Consider the following 26,743-nt stretch of genomic DNA (forward strand, 5'->3'; position numbering starts at 1 on the left):
GTGCAACAAAACCGTTGCCGGTTCCGTAAATGCAACGTAGCGTTTCCAACAACAGAAACAAGGAAACGAAGGAGAGCACCATGCGTAGGTTCGACACCCCCGCCGCCGTCTCGGTCGTCCTCGACATCCCCGCGGGACGCATCCGGTTCATCGCCGCCGACCGGGCCGACACCACGGTCGAGGTCCTGCCCGCGGACGCCTCGAAGAGCCGCGACATGAAGGCGGCGGAACAGACCGAGGTCGCCTACGAGGCCGGTGTCCTGCGGATCGAGGTCCCGGCGGCGAAGAACCGGATCCTCGGCGCCTCCGGATCCATCGAGGTCACCGTCCAGCTGCCCGCGGGCTCCGACATCGAGGCGAAGGCGGCCGACGCCGAGTTCCGCGGCGTCGGACGGCTCGGCGACGTCGCCTTCGAGGGCGCGCAGGGCACGGTCAAGCTCGACGAGACCGGGAGCGCCCGCCTCGCCGTCCTCGCCGGCGGCATCTCGGTCGGCCGCCTGGGCGGTGCCGCGGAGATCAGCACCCAGAAGGGCGACATCGCCATCGCCGAAGCCGTACGCGGCACGGTCACCCTGAGCACCCAGCAGGGCGAGATCTCGGTCGGCGCCGCCCACGGGGTCTCCGCCACCCTCGACGCCGGCACCGCCCACGGCCGGATCCACAACGCGCTCAAGAACACCGACGGCGCCGCCGCCGGCCTCGACATCCACGCGACCACCTCCTACGGCGACATCACCGCCCGCAGCCTCTGACCAGCACACGCAGCATCCGACCGGCACGTCACACACGACCCCTGACCGTCACACGCGGCCTCTGAAGGAGCACCCCTCATGACCAGCATGGCCATCGCGGCGAACGGGCTGCGCAAGTCCTACGGCGACAAGACCGTCCTCGACGGCATCGACCTGGCCGTCCCTGCGGGGTCGGTGTTCGCCCTCCTCGGCCCGAACGGCGCCGGCAAGACCACCGCCGTGAAGATCCTCTCCACGCTGATCGGCGCCGACGGCGGGCAGGCGCAGGTCGCAGGCCACGACCTGGCCACCGACCCGCAGGGCGTGCGGGCCGCGATCGGTGTCACCGGTCAGTTCTCCGCCGTCGACGGCCTGATCACCGGCGAGGAGAACATGTTCCTGATGGCGGACCTGCACCACCTTTCCAAGCAGGAAGGGCGGCGGGTCACCGCCGAACTGCTGGAGCGGTTCGACCTCACCGAAGCGGCGAAGAAACCCGCGTCCACCTACTCCGGCGGCATGAAACGCCGCCTCGACATCGCGATGACGCTGGTCGGCAGCCCGCGGATCATCTTCCTCGACGAACCAACCACCGGACTCGACCCGCGCTCCCGCCACAACATGTGGCAGATCATCCGCGAGCTCGTCTCCGACGGCGTCACCGTCTTCCTCACCACCCAGTACCTGGAGGAGGCCGACGAACTCGCCGACCGCATCGCCGTACTGCACGACGGCGGACTCGCCGCCGAAGGCACCGCGGACGAACTGAAACGGCTCATCCCCGGCGGCCACGTCAGGCTCCGCTTCACCGACCCCGCCGCCTACCGCTCCGCCGCCGTCGAACTGCCCGACGCCGCCCGGTACGACGAGAGCCTCGCCCTGCAACTCCCCAGCGACGGCAGCCAGCGCGACCTGCGCACCATCCTCGAACGGCTCGACGCGGCCGGCGTCCAGGCCGACGAACTGACCGTGCACACCCCCGACCTCGACGACGTCTTCTTCGCCATCACCGGCGGAACCAGCGTCCCCAGCCAGGCCGACCAGTCGAAGGAGACTGTCCGATGAGCTCTCTGTCCCTCGCCGTGCGCGACTCGTCCACGATGCTGCGGCGCAACCTGCTGCACGCCCGGCGCTACCCGTCCATGACCCTCAACCTGCTGCTCACGCCGATCATGCTGCTGCTGCTCTTCGTCTACATCTTCGGCGACACCATGAGCGCGGGCATTGGCGGCGCCGACCGCTCCGACTACATCGCCTACATCGTCCCGGGCATCCTGATGATGACCATCGGCAGCACCACGATCGGCACCGCGGTCTCCGTCTCCACCGACATGACCGAGGGCATCATCGCCCGCTTCCGCACCATGGCGATCCACCGAGGCTCCGTCATCGTCGGACACGTCATCGGCAGCGTGCTCCAGTCGGTCGCCAGCGTGGTCCTCGTCGGCGCCGTCGGCGTGGCCATCGGGTTCCGGTCCACCGACGCCACCGTTCTGGAGTGGCTGGCGGCGTTCGGGCTGCTCGTGCTCTTCGCCATGGCGCTCACCTGGATCGCGGTCGGAATGGGCCTGGTCAGCCCGAACGCCGAGGCCGCCAGCAACAACGCGATGCCCTTGATCCTGCTGCCGCTCCTCTCCAGCGCCTTCGTCCCCCTGGACACGATGCCGGGCTGGTTCCAGCCGGTCGCCGAGTACCAGCCCTTCACCCCGGCCATCGAGACGCTGCGCGGCCTGCTCCTCGGCACCGAGATCGGCAACAACGGTTGGATCGCCATCGCCTGGTGCGTCGGCCTGGCCGTGCTCGGCTACCGCTGGTCGACCGCGAGGTTCAACGACGACCCGAAGTAATCGCCATGACCACGCGGGCCACCCGCCCGCGACCCGTCCCACCCGAGGGCGGCGTACCCCGACACCGCGTCGGCGTACGCCGCCCTGTTCGTGTGCGGAACGGCTGCCCGTTCGTGTGCGGAACGGCCTCCCGTTCGTGTGCCGGGCGGCCTCCCGAGTGACAATCGGGGGATGAGCGCCGAGCACCCCGTACACACCGGACCGTCCGCGACCACCGGACCGTCCGCGACCACCGGCCCGTCCGCCGAGTTCGTCCGTCTGCTCCGGTCCCAGCGGGTCTGGGACACCGACCTGCCGCCCTTCGATCCGGGCGCGGCACCCGACGAACCGTTGCCGCTGTTCGAGCGGTGGTTCGCGGAGGCGGTGGCGGCGGGCCAGACCGAGCCGCACACGATGTCCCTCGCCACGGCGGGCGAGGACGGGCTGCCGGACGTGCGCACGGTGATGCTGCACGGGGCGGACGCGGAGGGCTGGTCGTTCGCGTCCCACTCGACGAGCCGCAAGGGCCGGCAACTGGCGGCCCGCCCGTACGCCGCCCTCGGCTTCTACTGGCCCGCGCAGGGCCGCCAGATCCGCCTCCGCGGCCCGGTCACCGTCGCCCCGGCGGAGGAGGGCCAGGCGGATCTGCACGCCCGTTCCACCGGCGCGCTGGCCGCCGCCCTCGTCGGCCGCCAGAGCGAAGTCCTGCCGTCGTACGAGGAGTTGGAGCGCGCCTCGGAAGCGGCCTGGACCCAGGCCCGGCACACACCGGACACCCCCGCCCCCACCTGGACCCTCTACCATCTCCGCCCCGACGAGGTGGAGTTCTTCCAGGGAGACGCCCAGCGACGCCACGTACGCCTCGACTACCGCCGCACGGAGTCCGGTTGGAGCAGAGAACTGCTGTGGCCGTGAACCCCGCCGACTACGGGACGGCGGAGGAGTTGGTGACAAGCCACCATGTAATGACGAGGCCGATGCACGCGAGCGTCCGGAGCACGGGGCAACTACGGTTCGCAGGAATGCCTCAGCCAGCAGTCAGTGAAGTAGCGGGACACTTCCTCAACCGTGAGGCGGTCGCCGAAACCATGGGCTACGGCCGTCTGGGTGAAGCCTGTGTACCTATGGACCTTCTGAGAGGATCGCCAGACGAGCGATTCGTCGATGTTATGCGCCCCGAAACGCAGGAGGAATGCACGACCGGGGAAGTTCCGCTCCAGGTGTTTGGCTGTCTCCGTAGCATCGTGAATGTTTGCGGATTCTTTCGACGGCTGAAGGTTCAGCAACGCGCGGACCGTGACAACTTCGGTAACGATGATGGAGACATGGGTCAGCCAGACGTGAAGCTCCTGGCGACTGATCAACTGGTCCAAGTGGTGCGGTACGAGATCGAGCATCACCTGGGCTCCGGCAGCACGCGCACGTGCCATGGCGGCGAGGACTGCCGTCCGTCGTGGCTCGTGCAGGAGGCCGTAACCATCCACAACCAGTAAGTGAACATCATCGAGGCAGTCCGCGTTTTGCTCCAACTTGGCTCTACTCAGGCTGTCGTTGGCGCTAAGAGGGCTTGCGACCATGAGCCGCGCACCCCCATCAGCACCTCCTTCACGCAGGGTCACCACCGTGCCCGTCGGTCGCTCCGGGCAGCGGTATAGCCGGGCGTCGATTCCGAGTGCGCGCAGTGAGGATTCGATCATTGCACCTGGCCTGTCGGCCCCTACGGCGCCCAGGAGTCGAACTTTGGCGAAGCGGGGGACCGCCGCTGTGGCGAAATTGGCACCCGTTCCTCCCACCCAGACAGTCAGCGGTGCGGAAATGAGGCGACTGGCGGTGAGGTCGCCGAAGCGCTGGCCTATCGCGCCGGTAATTTCGAGGTTCACGTCGCCGAGAACGGTGACGCGGGCTGGGCATGGCTCACCCATGCCTGGTGAGTTCTCGGTAGCGGTCAAAGCAATCCACGACGATGGGTTCCTCCGCGGAAACCTTCAGTCGTTCGTCGAAGTATTCCGAAGAGGTGACCCAACGGTAGGACGTGTGCTCTTCCGAGACTGTGACCTGGGGGTTTTCAGTGGCCGCCAGATAGAAGGCAACCAGAATGGGATTTCCGCTCTCATGGAGGTCCCATTTCAGCCAGCAGGTCGGCGACAGAACGGTGATATTGAGCCCCGTTTCTTCTTGAACTTCGCGGTGCAGGCCGTCAAGCGGCACTTCCCGATTGCCAAGAGTACCGCCAGGCAGGTCCCACATGTACTTTCGCTTCTTCTCGTCCTCCTTTAGGAGCAGAAGTTTTCCATCCGGCGAGAAAATAAACGCGAAGGCCGCAGCCATGTAAAGGGAGTAGCTTCCTTTGGCGGCGGGGGAGGACTTCGCTTTGACATCTGTGTACGGAAACACAAGGCCTCTTCTCATACGAGGGGGCTCCAAACGGCCTCGCGTGAGGCCACGTCATCCCACAATTCGACGCTGTAGACGTCCTGACGTGCTACGAGTTCCCTTGCTGTGCGCGTGGCAAGTTCGATCTTGGCTACCTCGAACCGGGGACCCAAATAGACGCGTTTCCCCTCCATCTGGTCAGCTCGCAGTGATTTCAGATGGCCGAGAGCCTGGGAGATGAGAACTCCCGCCCGGATGCCCCCGGATCCAGCGCTGGCAAGGCAGTGCCAGCGCGCGCAGGCGAGCAGGACGCTGCTGAGCGCGAACTTCCCGGCGACGATGCCGAATGGTTTGCGGTCCCGTTCCGGTTTGAAGCCGGCCTCCGCGAAAGAGACCGCCTGGTCCCACTTGTCCGCTGTCACCGAGTCCGCGCATATTAGGCTGCTGACCACAGTCTCAAAGGCTTGTGTGCCGTTGAGGCGCCCTTCGTAGTGGGTGCCGACGCCAGTGATTCTTCGGAGCTCGCTGAACTGCGCGGTGCCCTCGCGCAGGGCATCACGGGCAGAGATAAGGGCGGCCTCCCGCACGATCAACGACACCGAGCGGTCCAACGCCTGCTCCAGTCGGCACTGCGCGAGCAGGACCCAACTGTCGCCCAGGCTGCACAGGGCAGCTGGTTCGCGAGCCGCCTCGGGGGTGCCCCTCAAGGTGCCTATCGCGCGCTCGAAGCATGTCTGCGCGGGTGACAGTTCTCCGAGATGACGGTGCCGGACACCAGCGACGTGCAGTCGCTCAACCTCGAGGTCGGCAAGCACGCTGTGCGACAGCTTGCGATAGGGGCCTTCAATGACGGCGAGCAGTTCTTCGTAACGGTTGAGCTTAAGAAGTGACTTCGAAAGGTAGTAAAAGAGCAGAGCATGTTCGGGAACGGTCAGCAGGCCGTTATTACGGTGGGAGGAATCTAGCCTGTCGATGAGGTTCGCCGTACTCTGCTTGTAGTCTCCCACGTCATAGAGCCCGAACGCGAGCCGCAGATGGTAGTCGAGCTTTGCATGTGCAGTGGGGGATCGCTCGATTAGATCGGCAACGGGACGACGCTGCAGGAAGTAGGACTGTCCGGCCCCCTCGGGCCCGGCGACAGTAAACCGCGAAAGCTCTTCGCGATTATCTTCCGCCAGTTTCTGATTCGCCTCCCTCACAGCCGCTGCCAACTTTCGCCGGTCCGGAAGGTCGAGTTTCGTCCGCAGCTCATATTCTGGAACAGCAGTGGGATACGCCTCTCCCAGGACCTTCACCAGGGCTGCTGAGACTGCGCCTTTCTGGCTCGCTTCGGCCTGCCACAACATGGCGAGCCGGGTGATCTCCATGCGCTCGTCGACAGAGGCTGAGGGCTCCCACTGATCGCACAGATTACGCAGACCCTCCCAGATCTGGGTATCCTCTGTCGGCCGCACGCCTCCGTGGCCGGCTCGGTAGGAGGAAGTATGACCGCCGGCCTGGTCCCCGCGGCGGGTGAAGAAGGTGTTGTGGGTGGAACGGCAAAACGTGACCGGTGCCGCCCAGTCGGTGAGAATTCCTAGTTCCAGAACCCTGCGCCGTCCATCAGCGACAGACTCGTCCAGGGACGCCCCCGAGGCTAGTGCACGGTAAAATCCGCCACTGAAAGCAGCCGCGTGAGAGTCCTCTACAGGAAACTGCATAACGATCACGGCTGGGATACCCGCTTCAACAAGCAAGGTGCCCAGAGCCAGGCGATGCTCCCCCAGCCCTTGGTTGGGGTTACAGGTGCTCAGTACAGCGATCTTCACCTTTGCAGCTTGCAACAGTACTGCCAGACGATCAGCCGACAGTAGAGCGTTCTCTCCGCGGTCGTCAGCAATTGCCAGACCCACCATTTCGGTCCCGTCAACCCGCGGGCGGCGCAGCGAATGACCGGCAAAGTGAAAGACGTCCCAGGGCGAGCAGAGGGCTTCCTCCAGCGGGCCCGCTGACACCGGGTCCGGCAATTCCTCGACTCGCAGTCCCGCCAGCCCGGTCAAACCAGGCCCCGCCATATCACTTGCCCTCAGTGTGTCCAGTCCTGGTAAGCGACGGGCGCTGGCGCACAGCACACGCAAAGGACCTTCGGTCGCCTCCAGCATGGGCTGCGGTGAGGGGATCGCCTCGTGCCTCAAAAGGGACACCGCGGGATGCACAGCCAAGTACGGGTTGACCTCATCGGCAACTCTCAGCGGCACATGAGCCAGTTCCCATGGCAGGCTCGCTGCCCAAGCCTCACGAATGACCAGACGAAGGCGGATGCCCTGATCAGCGTCGACTTCAGCCGGAAACGCGGCACGAAAGAGATCCAGAACCTCACCGGGCAGCAGCAGGCCCCCCAGCAGCGTGCCCAATTCAAAGCAGGCTCCGGCGCTGATTGTGTGCGCATCCAACTCCGCCACTAGATGGTCGATCCTGGCCCGGTCGATCGGTACGGCTGTCGTGCCGCGCGTTTCTCCCAGCGCACAGGAAGCGTGCACTGCCCACTCAGCGTCATGAAGGGAGAAGATCTCCACTCGGAAATCGAGGTAGTTACGCACCGGCACCATCTCCCGACACCCCATCGGTATCGAACGGGTGGAATTGAGCCCCAGGCGACTTCACCAGATACTCAGAGATGCCTTCCAATACTTTATTCATCGAGCGATCGATGCAGTCCCCGCACCGATGAGGGAACTCAGCGAGCATCCGCTGACTGCTCGCCGTCCCATGTAAACCGCTCAGCGTCGCCCTCCCGTCCAGTTCCCCGAACAGCGTCCTCCGTCCGTCCGCCCCCTCCGAGCGGTAGCCCTCTCCGCGGTAGCGCCCGCAGGGGACCACAGCCGCCCGGTCCGGTGCGCTACCCACCTCGACTACAGCACGATGAGTGGACGCACGACATACAGTGAAGTGCCGGCTGGGCACATATCCGGTGTCCGTCAGATCACGCGTCGGTAAAAACACCTGGAAACTATCGCTGACAACACTTCGCCGTATCTCAGCAAACTGCGTCCTCAGCGAGGCAAGCTGTTCAGTGGAGAAGTTCATCCTATGATCCCGGCCCAGGATTACCCGAAAAGAAAGGTGATCAAATCCTGTATCACGGGCCAGACGAGCCAAAGACGCGACTTCATCGGCATTCGCGGGATGAATCATGGACGTCGCTCCCAGCGGCATCACTGCACCAGCCTCCGGGCCCCACTCCTCGTCCCGCAACCGTGCCAGTACATCGATCATCCGCAGAATTTTCGTCAGCCCTCCGCTCCCGGATCGCTGACCGTGCAGCCTCCACCTCGTCCCGTCCGAAGCCGCATTAAGACTCACCCGAAGGTACGTCCGAGCCGCAAGCAACACTGGAAGCAACGCCCCCGACAACAGGTCGCCCGCAGTCAGTACAGCCGTGCGCATGCCCAGTTGCGCGCATAAGGACAAAGCCTCTGGTAACCGTGGATGCGTCAGCGGATCGCCTCCCCCATCGAAGCGCACCACTCGCACGCCGTCCGCAGCCCACTGCTTGATCAGCTTCAACAGGAGATCGCCGTCCAGCAGACGCCCGTCTCTGCGGGTGGCACGGTAGGGAGCGGAGAAGCAGAATGAGCACGAGGACGGGCAAGCCATGCTCACATCGAAATCAACTTGGACAGGCCCTCGGCTTTCGCCCCGTGTGACCGCCCGTAACCGCTCAACGTGATCGTCTAATTCTCCTGGAATGAACTCGCCACCGTGAGCGGGGATGACGCGCCATGACGCTTCCGGCGATACCGCCAGCAAGGCGTCCCACCGCCCGAAAATCACACTGTCCAACCCATGTGCGAAGCGCCCACCCAGCACAGGCAGGACTCCGTCACAGCGCACTCTCCCCTCCGCAGCGGACAACAGCGCCAGGCCGCTGTGGCCCCGCACCGTCACAGGCAGCGCAGCCCCGTAGTTGCCGTCGGGGGGAACGCCACCAGTCAGGGCGCGAGACAGCGCCTCATACACGACGTCGGACAGTGCATCCGCCCGGGCCGGCACCCCCGCCCGCTCCAGCGCAACCACGCAACGACGAGACGACAGCGCCTGGCCAACAGCCTGTTCCACATCTGCCAGCGTGCATGCCCACCTCATTGCGGGGACTTCTCCTCGTCCAGCGACCCAACCCCGCTGCCGGAGCGCGCACCGGCGACCTGCCCCTCGCCGCGGTAGACCAATGTCATCCGTCGCACTACTCCCCCACGAAGCTGGCAGACCCTGAACAAGGGCGTCAGCCCCGACGCAGTCAGCACTCTCGCTGCGATCCCCGCCTCCGACGCAATCCGCAACCGTGACGCCAATTCAGCCAGTGAGGCCCCGCCACCACCGCCTTGAAGCCGCAGGTCCAGCCGTCCACCCGACCGGCTCGAGATGATGACCGCCGCCGACCGTGCCACAACTACTTCCGTGACCACGGCCCAATCGCGACGCCACCGCTCCTTGTCCATCCCGATCAAGGCCTGTTCCACTGTCGGCAGATCCGCCATCGTTCCGGTGACGCAACCACTTGCCTGGAAGAAGATTGCATTGGATCGTTTGAAAGAGACGGTGACCCCACCCTCGGCACCTGCCCCGCCCAGAAGACCTCCGCGACCATGCCATTCGACGTCAACCTGCCCGGCAGACGCGTACTCAAGATCGCCCACAGCTCGCATGGGCTGAGAGGCAAAGTCAACGCCTAACGCGGAAAGACTGGTTAGGGATTCGAAACGCGTTCCACGGAGGACCCCGATGTCGCCCAGAGCGATCGCTGTCCCTGGCAACCAGGCCGCGAGATAGCCGAACTCCTGGCGCATCTCGCTGGCATACTGCTCGTGAATCGCTGTCATACGCCACCCCCGATTCGATACCGGAAACGTCAGCGTGGCATACCCCGTGCGGGTTTGGGCCTGTGCTCCAAAAAGCGCCCCCTACTTCACGCCACGCGCCACGGAGCGCGGTGATCACGTTTGACTGCCAGCCAGAGATCAACCCGTCGAGGACGGCCCTGGCCAGTCATCCATGGGCATTACGAGGACGCAAGGTGATGAGCAGGCGCTAGTTGGACGAATGAATCTTCGACCGATGCACTGCCGCCGTCTCTGGTGACTACGACACCTACTCGCACGGCCTCGTAGTCCTAATCCACGCCGCGATGAGCAATCACGGGCCGACGTGTCCCCCTCGTCCAAGCGATGAAGCACTCGTCAGTCGGCGGCCGGCTCCGGATCCGTGGCCACCCTGCCGTGCAGATGTACGTCCCGGAACGCGTCGAGCCGGCCCGACTCGAACATCGCGCCCCGCATCGTTCCCTCGTACCGGTATCCGCAGCGCTCGGCGATACGGCAGGACGCCTCGTGCCCCAGGGCGTGGCCCAGCTCAAGCCGGTGCAGGCCGAGGTCGGTGAAGCCGAACCGGGTGGCGACGAGGAGGGCACGGGTGGCGACCTGCCGGCCGCGGGCCTCGGGGAGGACCCAGTAGCCGACGCGGGCGCAGTGCATGACGTGGTCGATCTCGTTGACGCCGATGTGCCCGAGGACCGTGCCGGTGTCCTCGTCCTCGACGCAGAAGGACACGCCGCTCCCGTCCACCGCGGCATCCGCGCGCGAGCGGATCGACTCGCGCGCGCCGTCGATGTCCCGGACGACCCTCAGGGGCGTGTTCCAGCGCTGGAACTCAGGGTCGGACAGCCCGCGCAGCCACGCCGAGACGTCGACGTCGGACTCGGCGTTCCAGGGGCGCAGCCACAGACCGTGACCGCGCTGCTCGGGAAAGGGACGGATGGCGTACTGCTCGTGGACGTCGGACATTCCGCCATTGAAACCCCTCGGTGCCTACAACTCCCACCCGGGGCCCGATACGGGGCGAAGGCGGGCCCGCGGGCCGTCGCGGGTGTCCCGGCCGCACCCGGCGCTCCGCCCGTGCGGCTCACTCCCCGGGCCGGAACACCGGCACCCACACGTCCCCCACGGCCCGGAAGGTCACCTCAAGCCCCATCCCGGCCCGCAGCGCACCCTCCTCGCACTCCACGACCTCGGTCATCATCCGGGGCCCCTCGGCGAGGTCGACGACGGCGGCGACGTACGGGACGCGCTCGCCGAACGGCGGGAGGTCGTTACGGTGGACGACGGACCACGTGTAGAGCGTGGCGCGGCCACTCGCCCGCTCCCACCGCACGTCCTCGCTCCAGCAGCGCGGGCAGAACTCCCGGGGGTAGTGGTGGGCCCGCCCGCACCCACCGCACCGCCGCACCAGCAGCAGCCCCTCCGCCGCCGCGTCCCAGTACGGCCGCGTGAAGGCATCCACCTCAGGCAGATCGAACCGCGCGCCCGTCACGAGCCGCTCCCGGCACCGAGAGAAACGGGGGCCGACCTGGCACCGAGAGAAACGGGGCCCGACCCGGCGCCCACGAGAACCGGGAGCGGCCCGACGCCCGTCAGAACCGGGAGCGGCCCGGCACCGAGGCGAGCGAGCAACCCCCCGGCGTAGGCCCGCGCCCCCGCGCTCACGAGAACAGCCCGAGCGCGTCGTCCACCGACCACGTCTGCCACGCCATCCCGAACAGCGCGACGACCGAGATCAGCGCCATCATCGAGTTCTGCCCCTGCTCGGCCCAGTCGTGGATCATGAGGACGAGGTAGAGGAGGTTGAGGAGAAGGCCTCCGACCAGGGCGACCGGTGTCAGGAAACCGAGGATCAGCCCGAGGCCCAGCGCGAGTTCCGCGTACGCGACCACGTAGGCCATCGTGCGGGGACGCGGCGCGACGACGGTGTCGAAGCCGCTCCTGACCGCCTTCCAACGGTGCTTCGCCGCGACGTCCGCCGCCCACGCGATGCCGCTCCCCCGCTCGAACCACGCCTTCTTGTCCTTGTGCCGCCAGCTCTCCAGCCACCAGAGCCCGAGCCCGATACGGAGCACGGCCAGCCATTCCGCCCCACTGAGCCAGATCGTGTCCATGAACTCCCGCGCCCCTCTCGGTTTCTGACGGTACGTCAGTTTCACCGGACCCGAGCGCCCGCGCAAGAGGCGTACACCCCGCCGAACGGACTCCGCCGCCCACACACCCCACCGCCCGCGCGCACAACCAGGCGACCTACGCCACCGACCCCACCCACCCCTCCCACAGCCGTGATCAGTTCGCAACCGATTCCGGGCTTGACCGAGACCTAACAAATGACCCTTTGATTACGCTCGCGGACATGGCCGACTCCTCTTCCTCCTCGACGCCGCACCCGGTGCCGTCCCACGAAGACCGCCCCGTGTACGTGATCGGCGGCGGCCCCGGCGGACTCGCCGCGGCACACGCCCTGCGCGCGCAGGGCGTACGCGCCGTGGTGCTGGAGAAGTCCGACCACGTCGGGGCGTCCTGGCGGCGCCACTACGACCGGCTGCGCCTGCACACCACCCGGCGGCTGTCCGCACTGCCCGGCCTGCCGATGCCGCGCTCGTTCGGGCGGTGGGTGTCGCGGGACAACGTGGTGCGCTATCTGGAGAAGTACGCCGAGCACCACCAGCTGGAGATCGTGACGGGGGTCGAGGTCTCGCGCGTCGAGCCCGCTCCCGGCGGCGACGGCTGGCTGCTGCGTGCCACCGGCGGGCGGGAGCTGACGGGCAGCGCGGTGGTCGTCGCCACCGGCTACAACCACACACCGCTGATCCCCGACTGGCCCGGCCGCGACGCCTACACCGGCGAACTCCTGCACGCCGCCGACTACCGCAACCCCGCCCCATTCGCCGGCCACGACGTCCTCGTCGTCGGCGTCGGCAACACGGGCGCCGAGATAGCCGTGGACCTGGTCGAGGGCGGCGCCTCCCGGGTCCGGCTCGCGGTCCGGACCGCCCCGCACATCGTGCGCCGCTCCACCGCCGGGTGGGCCGCGCAGTTCACGGGCATCGTCGTACGGCGGCTGCCGGTCGGCCTGGTCGACCGCCTCGCCGGACCGATGGCCAGGCTGAGCGTGCCGGACCTCTCCGCCCAGGGGCTGCCCCGCCCCGACACCGGCCTCTACTCCCGCGTCAACGAGGGCTCCATCCCCGTCCAGGACGTCGGCATCATCGACGCCGTCCGCAAGGGCCGGGTCGAGATAGTGGCCGCGGTGGAGGGTTTCGAGGACGGCAAGGTCGTCCTCGCCGACGGAACCCGGATCGGCCCTGACGTAGTGATCGCCGCGACCGGTTACCGGCGCGCGCTGGAGGACCTCGTCGGCCACCTCGACGTACTGGACGAGCGCGGCCGCCCGGTCGTGCACGGGGCCCGCACCCCGCGAAACGCTCCCGGCCTCTACTTCAGCGGCTACACCAACCCCATCAGCGGCATGTTCCGTGAACTCGCCCTGGACGCCGAGAAGATCGCGAAGGCCGTCGCCCGCCACTCCCCGACCCGCAAACCATCACCGACGACCAGCTGACGCGACTCCCCGGGCGGCGTCCCGGCCTCCCGAACCCCGGTGAGCTTCCTCAGCCATCCCGGATGAGTTCCGGCCGGACCTCCCCGGCCGCCCCCGGAAGGGTTCCCCTTCGACGCGTGGCGGGTACCAACCTGGTGCCCGCCACGCGTCTTTGCGTGCACGACGGTTCCTGACAGGGCGTCAGTTAAGTAATCTGACAGTGCGTCAGTTAATTGGCTGTCACACAGGAGCGGGCGGACCGATGCTTGGATCAACCCACGGCACCCTCACCACCGACTCCCGCCGGGCCCGGGTCATCGCCTGCGGCGAGCAACCCTCACCCGTCGTGCACGGCCGGCCGGCCGAGGTCCACGACCTGGACGTCAGCGGCCGTCCGCTCTACGCGGGCGTACCCGATCTGGACCGGTTCTTCCGTCCCGAGTCCGTGGCCGTGATCGGCGCCTCGGACGCCGAGGGCAGGCCGAACACCGGCATCACCCGACAGCTGATCGCCTGGGCCGAGCGGGGCGGCGCGCGGCTGCACCCGGTGCATCCCACCCGTCAGTCCGTCTTCGGCATCCCGTGCCTCCCCTCCGTCTCGGACCTGCCCGAACAGGTCGACCTGGCCGTGCTGCTGGTCGGCGATCCCCTTCCGGTGATCGAGAAGCTGGCCGAGGCCAAGGTGAGGTTCGCGGTCGCCTTCGCCTCCGGGTTCGCCGAGACCGGAGCCGAGGGAGCCCTCGCGCAGGCCCGGCTCGCCACCGCCGTCTCCGGCTCGGGCCTGCGGCTCCTCGGGCCCAACACGAACCTCAACGCCTTCGAGAGGTTCCGCGACGACCTCGAAGGACCGGCGATAGCCCTCATCACCCAGTCAGGGCACCAGGGCCGCCCGGTGTTCTCGATGCAGGAGCTGGGGGTGCGGCTCTCCCACTGGGCACCCACCGGCAACGAGGCCGACCTGGAGACCGCCGACTTCATCTCCTACTTCTCCGAACGGCCCGAGGTCGGCGCCATCGCCTGCTACATCGAGGGACTGAAGGACGGCCGCTCCTTTCTGCTCGCCGCCGACCGCGCCGCCCGGCGCGGGGTGCCCGTCGTCGCCGTCAAGGTCGGCCGCACCGAGACCGGCGCCCGCACGGCCGCGTCGCACACCGGCAAACTGACCGGCGCCGACACGGTCGTGGACGCGGCGATGCGGCAGTACGGCGTGATCCGCGTCGACGGACTCGACGAACTCCAGGACACCGCCGCCCTGCTGGCCCGCGCCCGCGCCCCGCGCGCCGAAGGGGTCGCCGTCTATTCGATCTCGGGCGGCACGGGCGCGCACTTCGCGGACCTGGCGAGCGAGGCGGGGCTGTCCCTGCCCACGCTGTCGCCCGACAAGCAGGCCGAACTGCACGAGTGGATACCCGACTACCTCGACGTCGCCAATCCCGTGGACAACGGCGGCCACCCGGTGGGCGACTGGCGCGGCCGCAGGATCATCGACGCGATCCTCGCCGACCCGTCCGTCGGCGTGCTGATCTGCCCCATCACCGGGCCCTTCCCGCCGATGAGCGACAAGCTGGCGCAGGACCTGGTAGACGCGGCGGAGCAGACGGACAAGCTGGTGTGCGTGGTGTGGGGGTCGCCGGTCGGCACGGAGGCCGCGTACCGGGAGACGCTGCTCGGGTCGTCCCGGGTCGCCACCTTCCGTACGTTCGCCAACTGCATCACCGCCGTACGCGCCTACCTGGATCACCACCGGTTCACCGCCGCCTACCGCTCCCCCTTCGACGAGGCTCCCCGCACCCCCTCGCCCTCCTTCCGCAAGGCGCAGGCCCTGATGCGGCCGGGCCGGCAGCTGAGCGAGCACGCGGCGAAGCAACTGCTGCGCGCCTACGGGATCAGGGTGCCCCGGGAGCAGTTGGTGACCAGCGCGGCGGCGGCGGTGCGCGCGGCGGGCCTGATCGGCTACCCCCTCGTGATGAAGGCCTCCGGCGCGCAGATCGCCCACAAGACCGAACTGGGTCTGGTGAAGCTTCCCCTGACCTCCGCGAGCCAGGTCCGCGACGCCTATCGCGAGCTGACCGACATCGCGCGCTACGAGGGGATCTCGCTCGACGGGGTGCTCGTGTGCCAGATGGTCGAGCGGGGCGTCGAGATGTTCGTGGGCGTCACGCACGACCAGCTCTTCGGGCCGACCGTGACCGTCGGTCTCGGCGGTGTCCTCGTCGAGGTGCTCCGCGACGCGGCCGTGCGTGTGCCGCCCTTCGGCGACGACCAGGCCCGCGCCATGCTCGCCGACCTGCGGGGGCGGGCGCTGCTGGACGGGGTCCGCGGCGCTCCGCCCGTCGACATCGACGCGCTGGTGGAGGTCGTCATCCGCGTCCAGCGCATGGCGCTCGAACTCGGTGACGACATCGCGGAGCTGGACATCAATCCGCTGATGGTGCTGCCCCGGGGGCAGGGGGCGGTGGCGCTCGACGCGCTGGTGGTGTGCCACTGAACGACCGCGCCTCCCCGGCAGGAGGCGAAGGCCGCACCCCCTGAGCGCGAGGCCCACCGCTGCTCGTACCGAACGGACGAAACGGAGTCCCCCCATGTCCGGCTCCCCTCCCAAATCCGCCGCACTCACGGATTCTCACGAATTTCCCGATCCTCCCGAAAGATCCCTCGACTCATTGATACTTCACGCCACTGACAACGCGGTCGCGTGGATCACCCTGAACCGGCCCGAGGCGATGAACGCCCTCACCTGGGACCAGCGGGAACGCGTGATCAGCCTGCTCGCGGCGGCCTCCGCCGACCCGGAGGTGCGGGCCGTGGTCGTCACGGGGACGGGCCGCGGGTTCTGCGCGGGCGCGGACCTGCGTGGGGGGCCGCCGGCCGGGGACCGGGTGCCCGGCGACGTCGCCCGTACGATCCGTCTCGGCGCCCAGCGGCTTGTCTCCGCGGTTCTCGACTGCGAGAAGCCGGTGATCGCGGCGGTGAACGGCACGGCCGCCGGGATCGGCGCGCATCTCGCGTTCGCGTGCGACCTGGTGCTCGCCGCCGACTCGGCCAGGTTCATCGAGGTGTTCGTGCGCCGCGGCCTGGTCCCGGACGGCGGCGGCGCGTATCTCCTGCCCCGGCTGATCGGTCCCCGGCGCGCAAAGGAGTTGATGTTCTTCGGCGACGCGCTGCCCGCCGCCGACGCGGAGCGGTTCGGGCTCGTCAACAAGGTCGTACCAGCAGGGGAGTTGGAGTCCACGGCGCGCGGGTGGGCCGAGCGTCTCGCCACCGGCCCGACCCGCGCGCTCGCCCTCACCAAGCAGCTCGTCAACGCCTCCCTGGAGAGCGACCGCGCCACGGCCTTCGCCGCCGAGGCAGCCGCCCAGGAGATCAACATGACGACGGTGGACGCGAACGAGGGAGTGGCGAGTTTTGTGGAACGGCGCGAGCCGAAGTACCGCGGACGCTGACCCGGTTCGACCCCGTCGAACCGGAGTGGAGCGGAGTGAGTCGCCCCGCGGCATTCACTTCTGACGATCCGTCAGCTTCAATGGACACTGTGATGGGACACGCAGGGATGGCGGCCACCGCTGTCCGATACCTCAGGTCGGTCGGGGCACCCACGGTCGCGGAGCCCGTCGAGGCGCTGCCACGACCGGAGTTGAGGGCGGTCGCGGACGACGAACGCGCACCGCTCGACCAGACCGAGTTCCGCCGGGTGCTGGGGAGCTTCGCGACGGGGGTGACCGTCGTCACGGCGCCCGCCACCGACGGTCCCGAGGGCGCCGGCCACGAGGTCGGCGGCCCGGGATCCGGTCCCGCCGGTTTCGCCTGCCAGTCGTTCTCCTCCCTTTCCCTCGACCCTCCGCTGGTCTGCTTCATGGTCGGGCGTACGTCCTCGACCTGGCCGCGGATCGCCCGCGCGGGCGTCTTCTGCGTGAACGTGCTCGGAGCGCACCAGGGCGAACTGTGCCGTGGCTTCGCGGTGCGCGGCGGGGACAAGTTCGCCGGGGTCGTGTTCGACGCGGCGCCCGTCACGGGCTCCCCACGCCTCGCGGAGGCCACCGCCTGGATCGACTGCACGATCCACGCGGTGCACACCGGCGGCGACCACCTGATCGTGGTGGGCCGGGTGGAGGCGCTGGGCACGGGCGACGACGAGACCCCGCCGCTGCTGTTCCACCGGGGCCGGTTCGCCTGAGGACATGGCTACCCCGTGAGGAGGGTCCCTCAGGCCGCGGCACGGTCACCCCTGACGAGGCCCCCCTCAGGCCACCAGCAACGCCGTCCGCGCCGGTCGTCTCCGGATCACCAGCGCCATCAGCGCCGCCGCCGCGCACAGCGCTCCCGACGCGTACCAGACCACGTCGTACGAGCCGAAGGCGTCCCGTGCCACGCCGCCGAGGAACGCCACCAGGGCGGCCCCGATCTGGTGCGAGGCGAGGACCCAGCCGAAGACGATCGCGCTGTCCTCGCCGTAGTGCTCCCGGCACAGGGCCAGCGTGGGCGGGACCGTGGCCACCCAGTCGAGGCCGTAGAAGACGATGAAGAAGATCATCGGCGGGTGCACGGTCGGGGCCAGCAGTATCGGCAGGAAGAGCAGGGAGATGCCGCGCAGCGCGTAGTAGACCGCCAGCAGACGGCGCGGTTCGTAGCGGTCGGTGAACCAGCCGGAGGCAATCGTTCCGACGACGTCGAAGACGCCGATCACCGCGAGGAGCGAGGCCGCCGCCGTGATCGGCATGCCATGGTCGTGGGCCGCGGGCACGAAGTGCGTCTGGACCAGGCCGTTCGTCGAGGCGCCGCAGATCGCGAAGGTGCCGGCGAGCAGCCAGAACGGTCCGGTGCGGACCGCGGACAGGAGCACCGTCACCGCACGCCGGGCGGCGCCGGGCACGGGGGCGGGCTTCTCCACGAACTCCGTTGCCCCGTAGGGCTTCTGGCCCACGTCCGCCGGGTGGTCGCGCAGCAGCAGCCAGACGAAGGGGACCACCGCGAGGGCGGCGAGCGAGACCGTCACGGCCGCGGGCCGCCAGTCGTGCTCGGTGACGATCCAGGAGAGCACCGGCAGGAAGATCAGCTGGCCGGAGGCCGAGGCCGCGGTGAGGATGCCCGTCACCAGGCCGCGCTTCTCCGTGAACCAGCGGTTGGTGACCGTGGCCGCGAAGGCGAGCGCCATCGAACCGGATCCGAGCCCGACCAGCAGCCCCCAGCAGAGCAGCAGTTGCCAGGCCGCCGTCATCCACACCGTCAGCCCCGAGCCGAGCGCGATCACGAGCAGGGCGATCGCGACCACCCGCCGTATCCCGAAGCGGTCCATCAGCGCGGCGGCGAACGGCGCCGTCAGCCCGTACAGCGCGAGGTTGATCGACACCGCCGCGCCGATCGTGCCGCGTGACCAGTCGAACTCCTGGTGCAGCGGGTCGATCAGCAGCCCCGGCAGCGAGCGGAAGGCCGCCGCGCCGATGATCGTCACGAAGGTGACGGCGGCGACGAACCACGCGCGGTGGATACGGTGCCGCGCGACGGGACGCGGCTGCCCGGCAAGGTCGCCGGGACGGCTGTCCTCGATGAGGCGGCTGTCCTTGATCGGGCGGGCGTCCTCGACGGGGCGGGCGTCCCCGACGGAGCGGGCGTCCCCGACGGGGCGGCTGTCCCCGACGGAGCGGGCGTCCCCGACGGACCTCACGGCATCGATGGAGCCCCCGGTCTCGATCGAGGACGCCGTCTCGGCAGAGCCCCCGGTCACGGCGGAGTCGGCGGCGGCGGCGTGAGCGTCGGCGGAGTCGGCGGCGGCGGCGTGAGCGTCGGCGGAGTCGGCGGAGTCGGTCGTCTGGTTCACGTCATAGAGCTTCGGGCCCCCGATCTCCCCGAACGAGTGGCCCGAAGGTCAGCATTAGCTAGGATCGGGCCATGAGCCGAGAGCAAGCGCAAGAACCCGGCCCCGACGGGAGGCCCCGCCGACACCGTGTGGTCGTCCTCGCCCTCGACGGGCTGCTGCCCTTCGAGCTCGGCATCCCGCAGCGCATCTTCGGCAAGGCGCGCGACGCGGACGGCCACCACCTGTACAAGATCGTCACCTGCTCGGTGCGGCCGCCGGGCCTGGTGGAGACGGACGCCGACTTCGCGGTCCTCGTCGGGCACGGCCCCGAGGCGCTGGCCACCGCCGACACCGTCGTGATCCCCGCCTCCTACGAGCTCGGCCCCGTCCACGAGAAGGGCGAGCTCACCCCGGAACTGGCCGCGGCGCTCGCCCACATCCGCCCCGGCACCCGCCTCGTCTCCATCTGCACCGGCGGATACGTCCTCGCGGCGGCGGGCCTGCTCGACGGCCGCCCGGCCACCACGCACTGGATGCACGCGGAGCACTTCCAGCAGCTCTTCCCGAAGGTCAGGGTCGACGCGGACGTGCTCTTCGTCGACGACGGCGACGTCCTCACCTCCGCCGGTGTGGCGGCCGGCATCGACCTCTGCGTCCACCTCGTACGCCGCGACCACGGCACCGCCGTCGCCAACGACGTGGCCCGCCGCACCGTCGTACCGCCACACCGGGACGGCGGCCAGGCGCAGTACGTCCAGCGCCCGGTTCCGGAGGCACGCGCGGCCACCACCACCGCCGCCCGCGCCTGGGCGCTGGGCCGCCTCGATGAGCCGATCCAGCTCCGCGACATGGCCGAGCAGGAGTCGATGTCCGTGCGCACCTTCACCCGCCGCTTCCGTGAGGAGGTCGGCGTCAGCCCCGGCCAGTGGCTCACCCAGCAGCGCGTGGAACGGGCCCGCCACCTGCTGGAGTCCAGCGGCCTGTCCATCGACCAGGTGGCCCGCGAATCCGGCTTCGGCACCGCCCAGTCGATGCGCCAGCACCTCCAGACGGCCCTCGGCGTCACCCCGACCGCCTACCGGCGCACCTTCCGGTCCGGCAGCACGTCCGCCGTCCCGGACGCGGACGGCGGCCTGCTCGGCGCCCAGGCCCTCAACGCCTAGAACGTCAGCACCGCCCGCGCCACCCTCCCCGCGTGGGCGTCCTGCGCCGCCTTCTCGAAGTCCTCGACCGGGTACGTCGCCGTCACCAGCTCGTCCAGCAGCAGGTGTCCCTGGCGGTAGAGCTCGGCGTACAGGGCGATGTCGCGCTGCGGGCGGGAGGATCCGTAGCGGCAGCCGAGGATCGACTTGTCGAGGTACATGGAGGAGACGAGGAAGGACGCCTCGGCGGTGGCGGGGGGTACGCCGAGCAGCACCGCCTGGCCGTGGCGGTCGAGGAGGTCGACGGCCTGACGGATGAGTTCGACGCGGCCGACGCACTCGAAGGCGTGGTCCGCGCCGGTGGGCAGGATGTCCTTGACGGTCCTCGTCGAGGTCAGGAAGTGCGTCGCGCCGAACCGGCGGGCCATCGCCTCCTTCGCCGGGTTGGCGTCGACGGCGACGATCGTCAGGGCGCCCGCGATCCGCGCGCCCTGGATGACGTTGAGGCCGATGCCGCCCGTGCCGATCACCAGGACGGTGTCGCCCCGGTCCACCCGGGCGCGGTTGAGCACCGCGCCGACCCCCGTCAGCACCCCGCAGCCGATGAGCGCGGCGGCCGGCAGCGGGATCTCCTCAGGGATGCGGACCGCCTGGACCGCCTTCACCAACGTGCGTTCCGCGAAAGCCGAGTTGGCGGCGAACTGGTACAGCGGCCGGCCCGCCCGGGTGAACGGCTGCTGCGGCATCCCGATCGCCTTGCGGCACATCGTCGGCCGTCCCCGGTCGCACTCGGCGCAGGTCCCGCAGTTGGCGAGGGTGGACAGCGACACGTGGTCGCCGGGCTGGACATGGGTGACGCCCGCGCCCACCGCGGCCACGACCCCCGCGCCCTCATGGCCGAGCACCACCGGAACGGGGAAGGGGATGGTCCCGTCCACCACCGACAGGTCGCTGTGGCACAGCCCGGCCGCGGAGACCTCGACCAGCACCTCGCCGGGTCCGGGGTCCCGTATCTCCAGATCGTCGACGACCTCGGTCCGCTTCCCGTCGAAGACCACGCCTCGCATCACGCCGGCTCCCCTCTCCCCCCGGCTCATCCCCGGGGCTCCTTCGGCAGGCCGAGCACCCGCTCGGCGATGATCGTGCGCTGGATCTCGTCGGAGCCGCCGTAGATCGTGTCGGCCCGGCTGAAGAGGAACAGGTGCTGGAACGCGTCCAGTCGGTAGGGCGAGTCCGCCGACCAGTCCGCAGGACCCACCGCGGCTCCGGCGCCGCCCACCCGCACCGCCAGTTCCCCGAGCCGCTGATGCCACCGCCCCCACAGCAGCTTGGCCACACTGGGCGCCCCGGCCGCCCCCTGTCCCCCGCCCGAACTCCCCAGCGTCCGCAGCGCGTTCCACCGCATCGTCCGCAGCTCCGCCCACTGCCGTACGAGGAGATCGCGTACGACGGGATCGCCGGCCGCGCCGTTCGCCACCGCCGTCTCCACCACCCGCCCCAACTCCTCGGCGAAGCCGATCTGCTGGGCCAGGGTCGAGACACCGCGTTCGTAGCCCAGGAGGCTCATCGCCACCCGCCAGCCGTTGCCCTCACCGCCCACGACGTGCTCGGCACGGGCCACCGCGCCGTCGAAGAAGACCTCGTTGAAGTCGCTCGTACCGGTCAGCTGCCGGATCGGCCTGATCTCGATCCGGCCCGGCTGGTCCATCGGTACGAGCAGGAAGGTCAGCCCGTGGTGGCGCGTCGACTCCGGCCGCGTACGGGCCAGGACGAAGCACCAGTCGGCCTCGTGGGCGAGGGAGGTCCAGATCTTCTGGCCGGTCACGCGGTACGAGTCCCCGGAATCATGTCCCTCGTCCCGTACGGCGGTTGTGCGTATCCCCGCCAGGTCCGAACCCGCGCCGGGCTCGCTGTACCCCTGGCACCAGAGTTCCTCGCCGCGGGCGACCGGAGGCAGGAAGCGGGCCTTCTGCTCGTCCGTCCCGTGGGCGATGAGGGTCGGCGCGAGCAGGTTCTCGCCGATGTGGCCCGAGCGCGGCGGCGCCTTGGCACGGGCGTACTCCTCGGCCCAGACGACCTGTTGGGTCAGGCTCGCCCGCCGGTTGCCGTACCCGTCCTCGCTCCACCCGAGGCCGATCCAGCCGCCCCGGCCGAGCTCACGCTCCCAGGCCGAGCGGGCCGGTACGCCGTCCAGGTGCGCCGCCAGCCAGCCGCGCACCTCACCACGGAAGACCTCGTCCTCAGAACCGAATCCGAACTCCACGCGCCGCCCCTCCCGCCCAGCCCGAAAGACACCCTCACCGGTTCGGCCGGCCCTTCTCCGCCGCCGCCCTGGCCATCTCCGCCACCCGCTCCAGGAGCGGCATCGGATCCACTCCCACCGTCCCCGGCAGCAGGTCCGCGATCCTCTCCGGAGTCCAGGAACCCTCCGCGTACGCCGCCCGCAGCTCCCGGGGCTGCGCCCACACCGCGATCTTGGGCCCGGCGACCGTGTAGACCTGCCCGGTGATCCGCGCCTCGCGCGCCCGCTCCGACAGCAGGTAGACCACCAGGGCGGCCACGTCCTCCGGTTCGCCGATCTCCGTCAGCTCCATGGGGACGTTGGCCGACATGCGGGTACGGGCGACGGGCGCGACCGCGTTCGCCGTCACCCCGTACTTGTGCAGTCCGAGCGCCGCGCTGCGCACCAGCGAGATGATCCCGCCCTTGGCGGCGCTGTAGTTGGCCTGCGAGACGGACCCCTGGTGGTTGCCGCTGGTGAACCCGATGAGCGTCCCCGAGCCCTGTTTCCGCATCACCGCCGAGGCCGCCCGGAAGACGGTGAACGTGCCCTTCAGATGGGTCGCGAGGACCGGATCCCACTCCTCCTCGGTCATGTTGAAGAGCATCCGCTCGCGCAGGTTCCCCGCGACGCACACCACACCGTCGACGCGCCCGTACGAGGCCAGCGCCACGTCGACGATCCGCTGCCCGCCCGCCATCGTCGAGACGTCGTCGGCCACCGCGACCGCGTCGCCGCCCGCCGCCCCGATCTCCTTGACCACCGCCTCGGCGACCGAACTCGTCGGCTGGGCACCCTCGATGGACACCCCGTAGTCGTTGACGACGACCGAGGCCCCCTCCGCCGCCGCGGCCAGCGCGACCGCACGCCCGATGCCCCGCCCGGCCCCCGTGACGGCGATGACCTTGCCTGCCAGGAAGTTCCCCACGCCCGGCCCCTTCCCGCGGTTTCTGACGGTCCGTTAGATTCAACTGGATTCTACGGCCCGTCAGATACCTGGAGACAAGCCCCCGGGAGGACCCATGTCAGCGCCGGCGCTTCACCCGGAGTTCCGTGACATCGCCAAACGCGTGAACAACTGGGGGCGCTGGGGGGCCGACGACGAGATCGGCACCCTGAACCTGATCACCGACGAGGTCGTGCGCGAGGCCGCCGCCACCGTCCGCACCGGCCGCCGCGTTCCTCTCGCCCTCCCCCTCCAGCAGGACGGCGTGCAGACCGGGTTGATCCCCGGACGGGTCAACCCCCTGCATGTGATGGTGCAGATCAACCAGGAGATCTTCGGCCCCGGCACCGTCGCGTGCAGCGACGACGCCGTGACGATGGGGCTCCAGGCGGCGACCCACTGGGACGCCCTCACCCATGTCTCGCACTCCGGGAAGCTCTACAACGGCCGCCCGGCCGGCACCGTCACCCCGCACGGCGGCGCCGAGTTCGGCGGCATCGACAAACCGCGGCACATAGTCTCCCGCGGCGTGCTGCTCGACGTGGCGCGCGCCCGGGGCCGGGACCGGCTCGACGGGGGCCACGCCGTGACACCCGAAGACCTGGAGGCGGCCGAGGAGTTGGCGGGGACACGGGTGCGGGCGGGCGACATCGTGCTCGTCAGGACCGGGCAGATGCGGCTGTACCTCGCGGGCGACAAGCAGGGTTACGGGTACCCCTCGCCCGGCCTCTCCGTACGCGCCCCCGAGTGGTTCCACGCGCGTGATGTCGCCGCCGTCGCCAACGACACCCTCACCTTCGAGATCTTTCCGCCCGAGATCGAGGACCTGTGGCTGCCCGTGCACGCGCTCGACCTGGTCGAGATGGGGATGCTCCAGGGCCAGAACTGGAATCTCGAAGAGTTGTCCACAGCCTGTGGAGAAGTCGGACGGTACGCGTTCCTGCTGTCCGCGATGCCCGAACCGTTCGTCGGCGGCACGGGGACGCCGGTGGCGCCCGTGGCGGTGCTGTAGCGACGGCACGCCTGGGCGTCGGCTGGCGGCGCGCTCCTGCTCGCCCCGAGCGCGGCACCGCGCGCCGCCATCCGGCTCCGGCGTATCCGCTCCACTCCCGCTGCCCCGCAGGAGCTGACGCCGAGTCGCGACCCGCACTCGGCGAGGGCTCCCGTCACCGGAACCCTTGCCGTCCCCTCGCGGCGAATCGCTGACAACAAGCGTGATCAAACGGACACGTCACGTCAACACCCGTTCGGAGATTTATCACTTACGCCCCATTCATGGTGGCGCGCACGGAAGCACGGCACGGCGCATTCGGCCGCCGTCCGAGGCCCCGGAGCTGCGCTCACGCATATATGCGAAGGAACGGCGCCCGTACGGGCACGCGGGAACGTGCGGCCTCGCACCGGGGTTCCGGTGCGCTAGACCGCCTCGTACGCGAAGTCCTCGTATCCCGGATACGCGGCTCCCGCCGTCGCACCCGGCGAACAGCGGTCCACCTCGACCCAGATGCGCTTGCCGGCGCCCTCGGGGCTCCAGCCCCAGCGGTCCGCGAGGCCGTCGACGAGCTCCAGGCCGCGGCCGTTGGTCTCGTCGCCCTCGGCATGCCGGGGGATCGGGGGCCGGGTGCTGGAGTCGGCCACTTCGAGACGGACCGTGCTGATCTCCGCGCCACCCGGCAACGACAGCCGCAGCACGGCGGGACAGCCCGTGTGCACGACGGCGTTGGTGACGAGTTCGGAGACGAGCAGGATCAGCGTCTCGGCCAGCGGCTCGTCAGCCTCTATCCCGGACCCGGCGAGCCGGGAGCGCGCCCACCTCCGCGCTCGCCCCACCTCTGCGGGGTCGGGCCGAATCTCCAGCTGCACTTGAAGCACCTGCACCGCTCACACCATCCGAACCGGCGGACACATCGCCTCGCGCCGCACAAGGGCCACGATCGTGGCCATATTCTGCATGGCCAGAACAAGGATCACGGAACGTGATTCCCTTGTGAGACAGCTTGGTTGACGTACAGTCACCCCAACAAGCGCTTCGGGCATATTCCAGCGCGAAGGAGTACGCGTGCGGGATACTGTGCGACGCTCGCCACGGGGAGTCGAACAGGCAGGCGCGAGGATTCGCCCTGCCCTGCGAGCGCCGTGCATCGCCGGGTCCGGAGCCGCCTCTCGGGCAACACCGGCATGGCTCAAGCTCAGAACCACTCGCATCTCACACAAGGTACCGGAGCGTGGCACCGACTCCGGGCCGTGACGAGTCACGCCTAGGACACAACCCGATATCAACGCTCCGTGATTTCGCGTGCCACGATCCGCGACATCCGTCTGCGGCACTTCCAGAACCGTTCCTGCACAGGGCCCTGCCCGGCCCGCTCAGGCCACCAGATCGTCCGCCAGCAGTTCCTCACTCCGTGTCGCGCCGCCCGTACGTCGTGCCCGCGTCCAGGCCCTCTTGAGATGGAGATGGACGTCCGACTCCCAGGTGAAGCCCATGCCGCCGTGCACCTGGAGGCAGTCCCGGGCGCCACGCACGGCGGCGTCGTCGGCGAGCAGCCGGGCCGCCGCGACATCCTGCGGTCCACCCGTCACTGCGGCGGCGTAGACGGCGGCGCGTGCCACCTCCACCCGCACCAGCATCCCCGCGCACAGGTGCTTCACCGCCTGGAAGGCCCCGATCGGCTGCCCGAACTGCTCACGCGTCCGGGCGTGTTGCACCGCGAGTTCGCAGACCCTGGCGGCGCCGCCGAGCTGTTCGGCCGCGGTGAGGAGGGAGGTGAGGAGCGCGTCGGCCGGGTCGGGCTCCTGGGGCACGGGCACCCGGTGCAGCGGTGTCAGCGGGTCCACCGGCTTCAGCGGCTCGGCGCCGGCCGCGTCCCCTCGTACGGTGTCCGCCTGGACCAGCCACTCCACCAGTTCCCCGTCCACGGCGGTCACCACGGTCTCGCCGGTGGCGGCGCCTTCCACGGTGCCCGCCGCCAGGTGGGTGGCGACCAGCGGACCGGGCAGCAGCACCCGGCCGGCCTCCTCGAAGACCAACACGGCCTCCGGCAGCCCCAGTCCGGCGCCTCCGTCGGCCTCCGGCAGCCGCAGCGCGAAGAAGCCCTTCTCGCCGAGCTCGCGCCACAGGGCCCGGTCGAGCACCGGCTCCTCGCGCACGGCGGCCCGCAGGCTGTCACGGCCGAAGCGCGCGGCCAGCAGTTCGCGCACGCCCGCTTTCAACGCCACCTGGTCGTCGTCGAGTTGAAAGTCCACGGAGACG

24 protein-coding genes and 1 pseudogene are annotated in these 26,743 nt (G+C 69.3%); 10 read left to right on the plus strand and 15 right to left on the minus strand.

Annotation, left to right across the window (positions count from 1 at the left end; genetic code table 11):
* Positions 1-80 precede the first annotated feature (80 nt).
* The 4 genes from ACIP79_RS21265 to ACIP79_RS21280 all read left to right on the plus strand — a co-directional run bounded on the left by ACIP79_RS21265 (position 81) and on the right by ACIP79_RS21280 (position 3,472).
* Positions 81-752 carry a DUF4097 family beta strand repeat-containing protein gene (locus tag ACIP79_RS21265; RefSeq protein ID WP_401225482.1) on the plus strand — a complete coding sequence of 224 codons (672 nt, stop codon included), beginning with the start codon at positions 81-83 and terminating at the stop codon, positions 750-752.
* 78 nt (positions 753-830) lie between these two features.
* Positions 831-1,796: an ATP-binding cassette domain-containing protein gene (locus ACIP79_RS21270; protein ID WP_401225485.1), complete on the plus strand. Its 966-nt coding sequence runs from the start codon at positions 831-833 to the stop codon at positions 1,794-1,796.
* On the plus strand, positions 1,793-2,578 hold the full coding sequence (locus ACIP79_RS21275) for an ABC transporter permease (protein ID WP_401225487.1): 786 nt from the start codon (positions 1,793-1,795) through the stop codon (positions 2,576-2,578). The genes ACIP79_RS21270 and ACIP79_RS21275 overlap by 4 nt, the downstream gene beginning before the upstream one ends.
* Before the next feature lie 171 nt (positions 2,579-2,749).
* Positions 2,750-3,472 carry a pyridoxal 5'-phosphate synthase gene (locus tag ACIP79_RS21280; protein ID WP_401225489.1) on the plus strand — a complete coding sequence of 241 codons (723 nt, stop codon included), beginning with the start codon at positions 2,750-2,752 and terminating at the stop codon, positions 3,470-3,472.
* A 92-nt stretch (positions 3,473-3,564) separates the two neighbouring features.
* Here ACIP79_RS21280 and ACIP79_RS21285 read toward each other — a convergent pair whose 3' ends face one another.
* The 9 genes and pseudogenes from ACIP79_RS21285 to ACIP79_RS21325 all read right to left on the minus strand — a co-directional run bounded on the left by ACIP79_RS21285 (position 3,565) and on the right by ACIP79_RS21325 (position 11,897).
* Positions 3,565-4,437 (minus strand): carbohydrate kinase family protein, encoded by an 873-nt coding sequence (locus tag ACIP79_RS21285; protein WP_401225491.1) that lies wholly within the window; start codon positions 4,435-4,437, stop codon positions 3,565-3,567.
* 34 nt (positions 4,438-4,471) lie between these two features.
* Positions 4,472-4,885, minus strand: a complete 414-nt coding sequence (locus ACIP79_RS21290; protein ID WP_401225493.1) for an NUDIX domain-containing protein — start codon at positions 4,883-4,885, stop codon at positions 4,472-4,474.
* A 77-nt stretch (positions 4,886-4,962) separates the two neighbouring features.
* A complete protein-coding gene (locus ACIP79_RS21295) occupies positions 4,963-7,509 on the minus strand; it encodes a CHAT domain-containing protein (protein ID WP_401225495.1) in 2,547 nt (848 codons plus the stop codon).
* On the minus strand, positions 7,502-8,185 hold the full coding sequence (locus ACIP79_RS21300) for a hypothetical protein (RefSeq protein ID WP_401225664.1): 684 nt from the start codon (positions 8,183-8,185) through the stop codon (positions 7,502-7,504). The genes ACIP79_RS21295 and ACIP79_RS21300 overlap by 8 nt, the downstream gene beginning before the upstream one ends.
* Before the next feature lie 54 nt (positions 8,186-8,239).
* Positions 8,240-9,055 (minus strand): annotated as a pseudogene (locus ACIP79_RS21305) (radical SAM protein); the annotation flags it as partial.
* Positions 9,052-9,789 (minus strand): hypothetical protein, encoded by a 738-nt coding sequence (locus ACIP79_RS21310; RefSeq protein ID WP_401225497.1) that lies wholly within the window; start codon positions 9,787-9,789, stop codon positions 9,052-9,054. The gene ACIP79_RS21310 and the pseudogene ACIP79_RS21305, both read right to left, overlap by 4 nt.
* A gap of 357 nt (positions 9,790-10,146) precedes the next feature.
* The gene (locus tag ACIP79_RS21315; protein ID WP_401225500.1) at positions 10,147-10,749 is read right to left on the minus strand and encodes a GNAT family N-acetyltransferase; all 603 of its coding nucleotides are present in this window, start codon (positions 10,747-10,749) and stop codon (positions 10,147-10,149) included.
* A gap of 118 nt (positions 10,750-10,867) precedes the next feature.
* Complete coding sequence (locus ACIP79_RS21320; protein WP_387183323.1) at positions 10,868-11,275, minus strand: Zn-ribbon domain-containing OB-fold protein; 408 nt, start codon at positions 11,273-11,275, stop codon at positions 10,868-10,870.
* A gap of 169 nt (positions 11,276-11,444) precedes the next feature.
* Positions 11,445-11,897 carry a DoxX family membrane protein gene (locus tag ACIP79_RS21325; protein ID WP_401225503.1) on the minus strand — a complete coding sequence of 151 codons (453 nt, stop codon included), beginning with the start codon at positions 11,895-11,897 and terminating at the stop codon, positions 11,445-11,447.
* A 242-nt stretch (positions 11,898-12,139) separates the two neighbouring features.
* Here ACIP79_RS21325 and ACIP79_RS21330 point away from each other — a divergent pair, with 242 nt between their 5' ends.
* The 4 genes from ACIP79_RS21330 to ACIP79_RS21345 all read left to right on the plus strand — a co-directional run bounded on the left by ACIP79_RS21330 (position 12,140) and on the right by ACIP79_RS21345 (position 17,501).
* Positions 12,140-13,348, plus strand: coding sequence for a flavin-containing monooxygenase (locus ACIP79_RS21330; RefSeq protein ID WP_401225505.1), 1,209 nt, complete (start codon positions 12,140-12,142; stop codon positions 13,346-13,348).
* A 241-nt stretch (positions 13,349-13,589) separates the two neighbouring features.
* Positions 13,590-15,815: an acetate--CoA ligase family protein gene (locus ACIP79_RS21335; RefSeq protein WP_401225508.1), complete on the plus strand. Its 2,226-nt coding sequence runs from the start codon at positions 13,590-13,592 to the stop codon at positions 15,813-15,815.
* Between the two features lie 94 nt (positions 15,816-15,909).
* Entirely contained in the window at positions 15,910-16,770 is an 861-nt protein-coding gene (locus ACIP79_RS21340) for an enoyl-CoA hydratase/isomerase family protein (protein ID WP_401225511.1), read from the plus strand.
* 92 nt (positions 16,771-16,862) lie between these two features.
* Positions 16,863-17,501, plus strand: coding sequence for a flavin reductase family protein (locus ACIP79_RS21345; RefSeq protein ID WP_401225513.1), 639 nt, complete (start codon positions 16,863-16,865; stop codon positions 17,499-17,501).
* 66 nt (positions 17,502-17,567) lie between these two features.
* Here the strand turns inward: ACIP79_RS21345 and ACIP79_RS21350 are convergent, their stop codons facing one another.
* Complete coding sequence (locus ACIP79_RS21350; RefSeq protein WP_401225662.1) at positions 17,568-18,872, minus strand: MFS transporter; 1,305 nt, start codon at positions 18,870-18,872, stop codon at positions 17,568-17,570.
* 341 nt (positions 18,873-19,213) lie between these two features.
* Here ACIP79_RS21350 and ACIP79_RS21355 point away from each other — a divergent pair, with 341 nt between their 5' ends.
* The gene (locus ACIP79_RS21355; protein WP_401225515.1) at positions 19,214-20,284 is read left to right on the plus strand and encodes a GlxA family transcriptional regulator; all 1,071 of its coding nucleotides are present in this window, start codon (positions 19,214-19,216) and stop codon (positions 20,282-20,284) included.
* Here the strand turns inward: ACIP79_RS21355 and ACIP79_RS21360 are convergent.
* Genes ACIP79_RS21360 through ACIP79_RS21370 form a run of 3 tightly spaced genes read right to left on the minus strand, consistent with a single transcriptional unit; the run spans position 20,281 to position 23,472 of the window.
* Positions 20,281-21,330 (minus strand): Zn-dependent alcohol dehydrogenase, encoded by a 1,050-nt coding sequence (locus ACIP79_RS21360; protein WP_387183337.1) that lies wholly within the window; start codon positions 21,328-21,330, stop codon positions 20,281-20,283. The two genes, ACIP79_RS21355 and ACIP79_RS21360, sit on opposite strands and share 4 nt — an antisense overlap.
* A gap of 26 nt (positions 21,331-21,356) precedes the next feature.
* Positions 21,357-22,526 (minus strand): acyl-CoA dehydrogenase family protein, encoded by a 1,170-nt coding sequence (locus ACIP79_RS21365; RefSeq protein WP_401225518.1) that lies wholly within the window; start codon positions 22,524-22,526, stop codon positions 21,357-21,359.
* A 34-nt stretch (positions 22,527-22,560) separates the two neighbouring features.
* Entirely contained in the window at positions 22,561-23,472 is a 912-nt protein-coding gene (locus ACIP79_RS21370; RefSeq protein WP_401225521.1) for an SDR family oxidoreductase, read from the minus strand.
* Between the two features lie 94 nt (positions 23,473-23,566).
* Between ACIP79_RS21370 and ACIP79_RS21375 the strand changes: the two genes are divergently transcribed.
* A complete protein-coding gene (locus ACIP79_RS21375) occupies positions 23,567-24,502 on the plus strand; it encodes a cyclase family protein (RefSeq protein WP_401225524.1) in 936 nt (311 codons plus the stop codon).
* A 404-nt stretch (positions 24,503-24,906) separates the two neighbouring features.
* Here the strand turns inward: ACIP79_RS21375 and ACIP79_RS21380 are convergent, their stop codons facing one another.
* Positions 24,907-25,368, minus strand: a complete 462-nt coding sequence (locus ACIP79_RS21380; RefSeq protein WP_401225527.1) for an ATP-binding protein — start codon at positions 25,366-25,368, stop codon at positions 24,907-24,909.
* A gap of 489 nt (positions 25,369-25,857) precedes the next feature.
* Positions 25,858-26,736 carry an acyl-CoA dehydrogenase family protein gene (locus tag ACIP79_RS21385; protein WP_401225530.1) on the minus strand — a complete coding sequence of 293 codons (879 nt, stop codon included), beginning with the start codon at positions 26,734-26,736 and terminating at the stop codon, positions 25,858-25,860.
* Positions 26,737-26,743 lie beyond the last annotated feature (7 nt).

It is taken from the genome of Streptomyces sp. NPDC088747 (assembly GCF_044751025.1).
Lineage (GTDB): Bacteria > Actinomycetota > Actinomycetes > Streptomycetales > Streptomycetaceae > Streptomyces.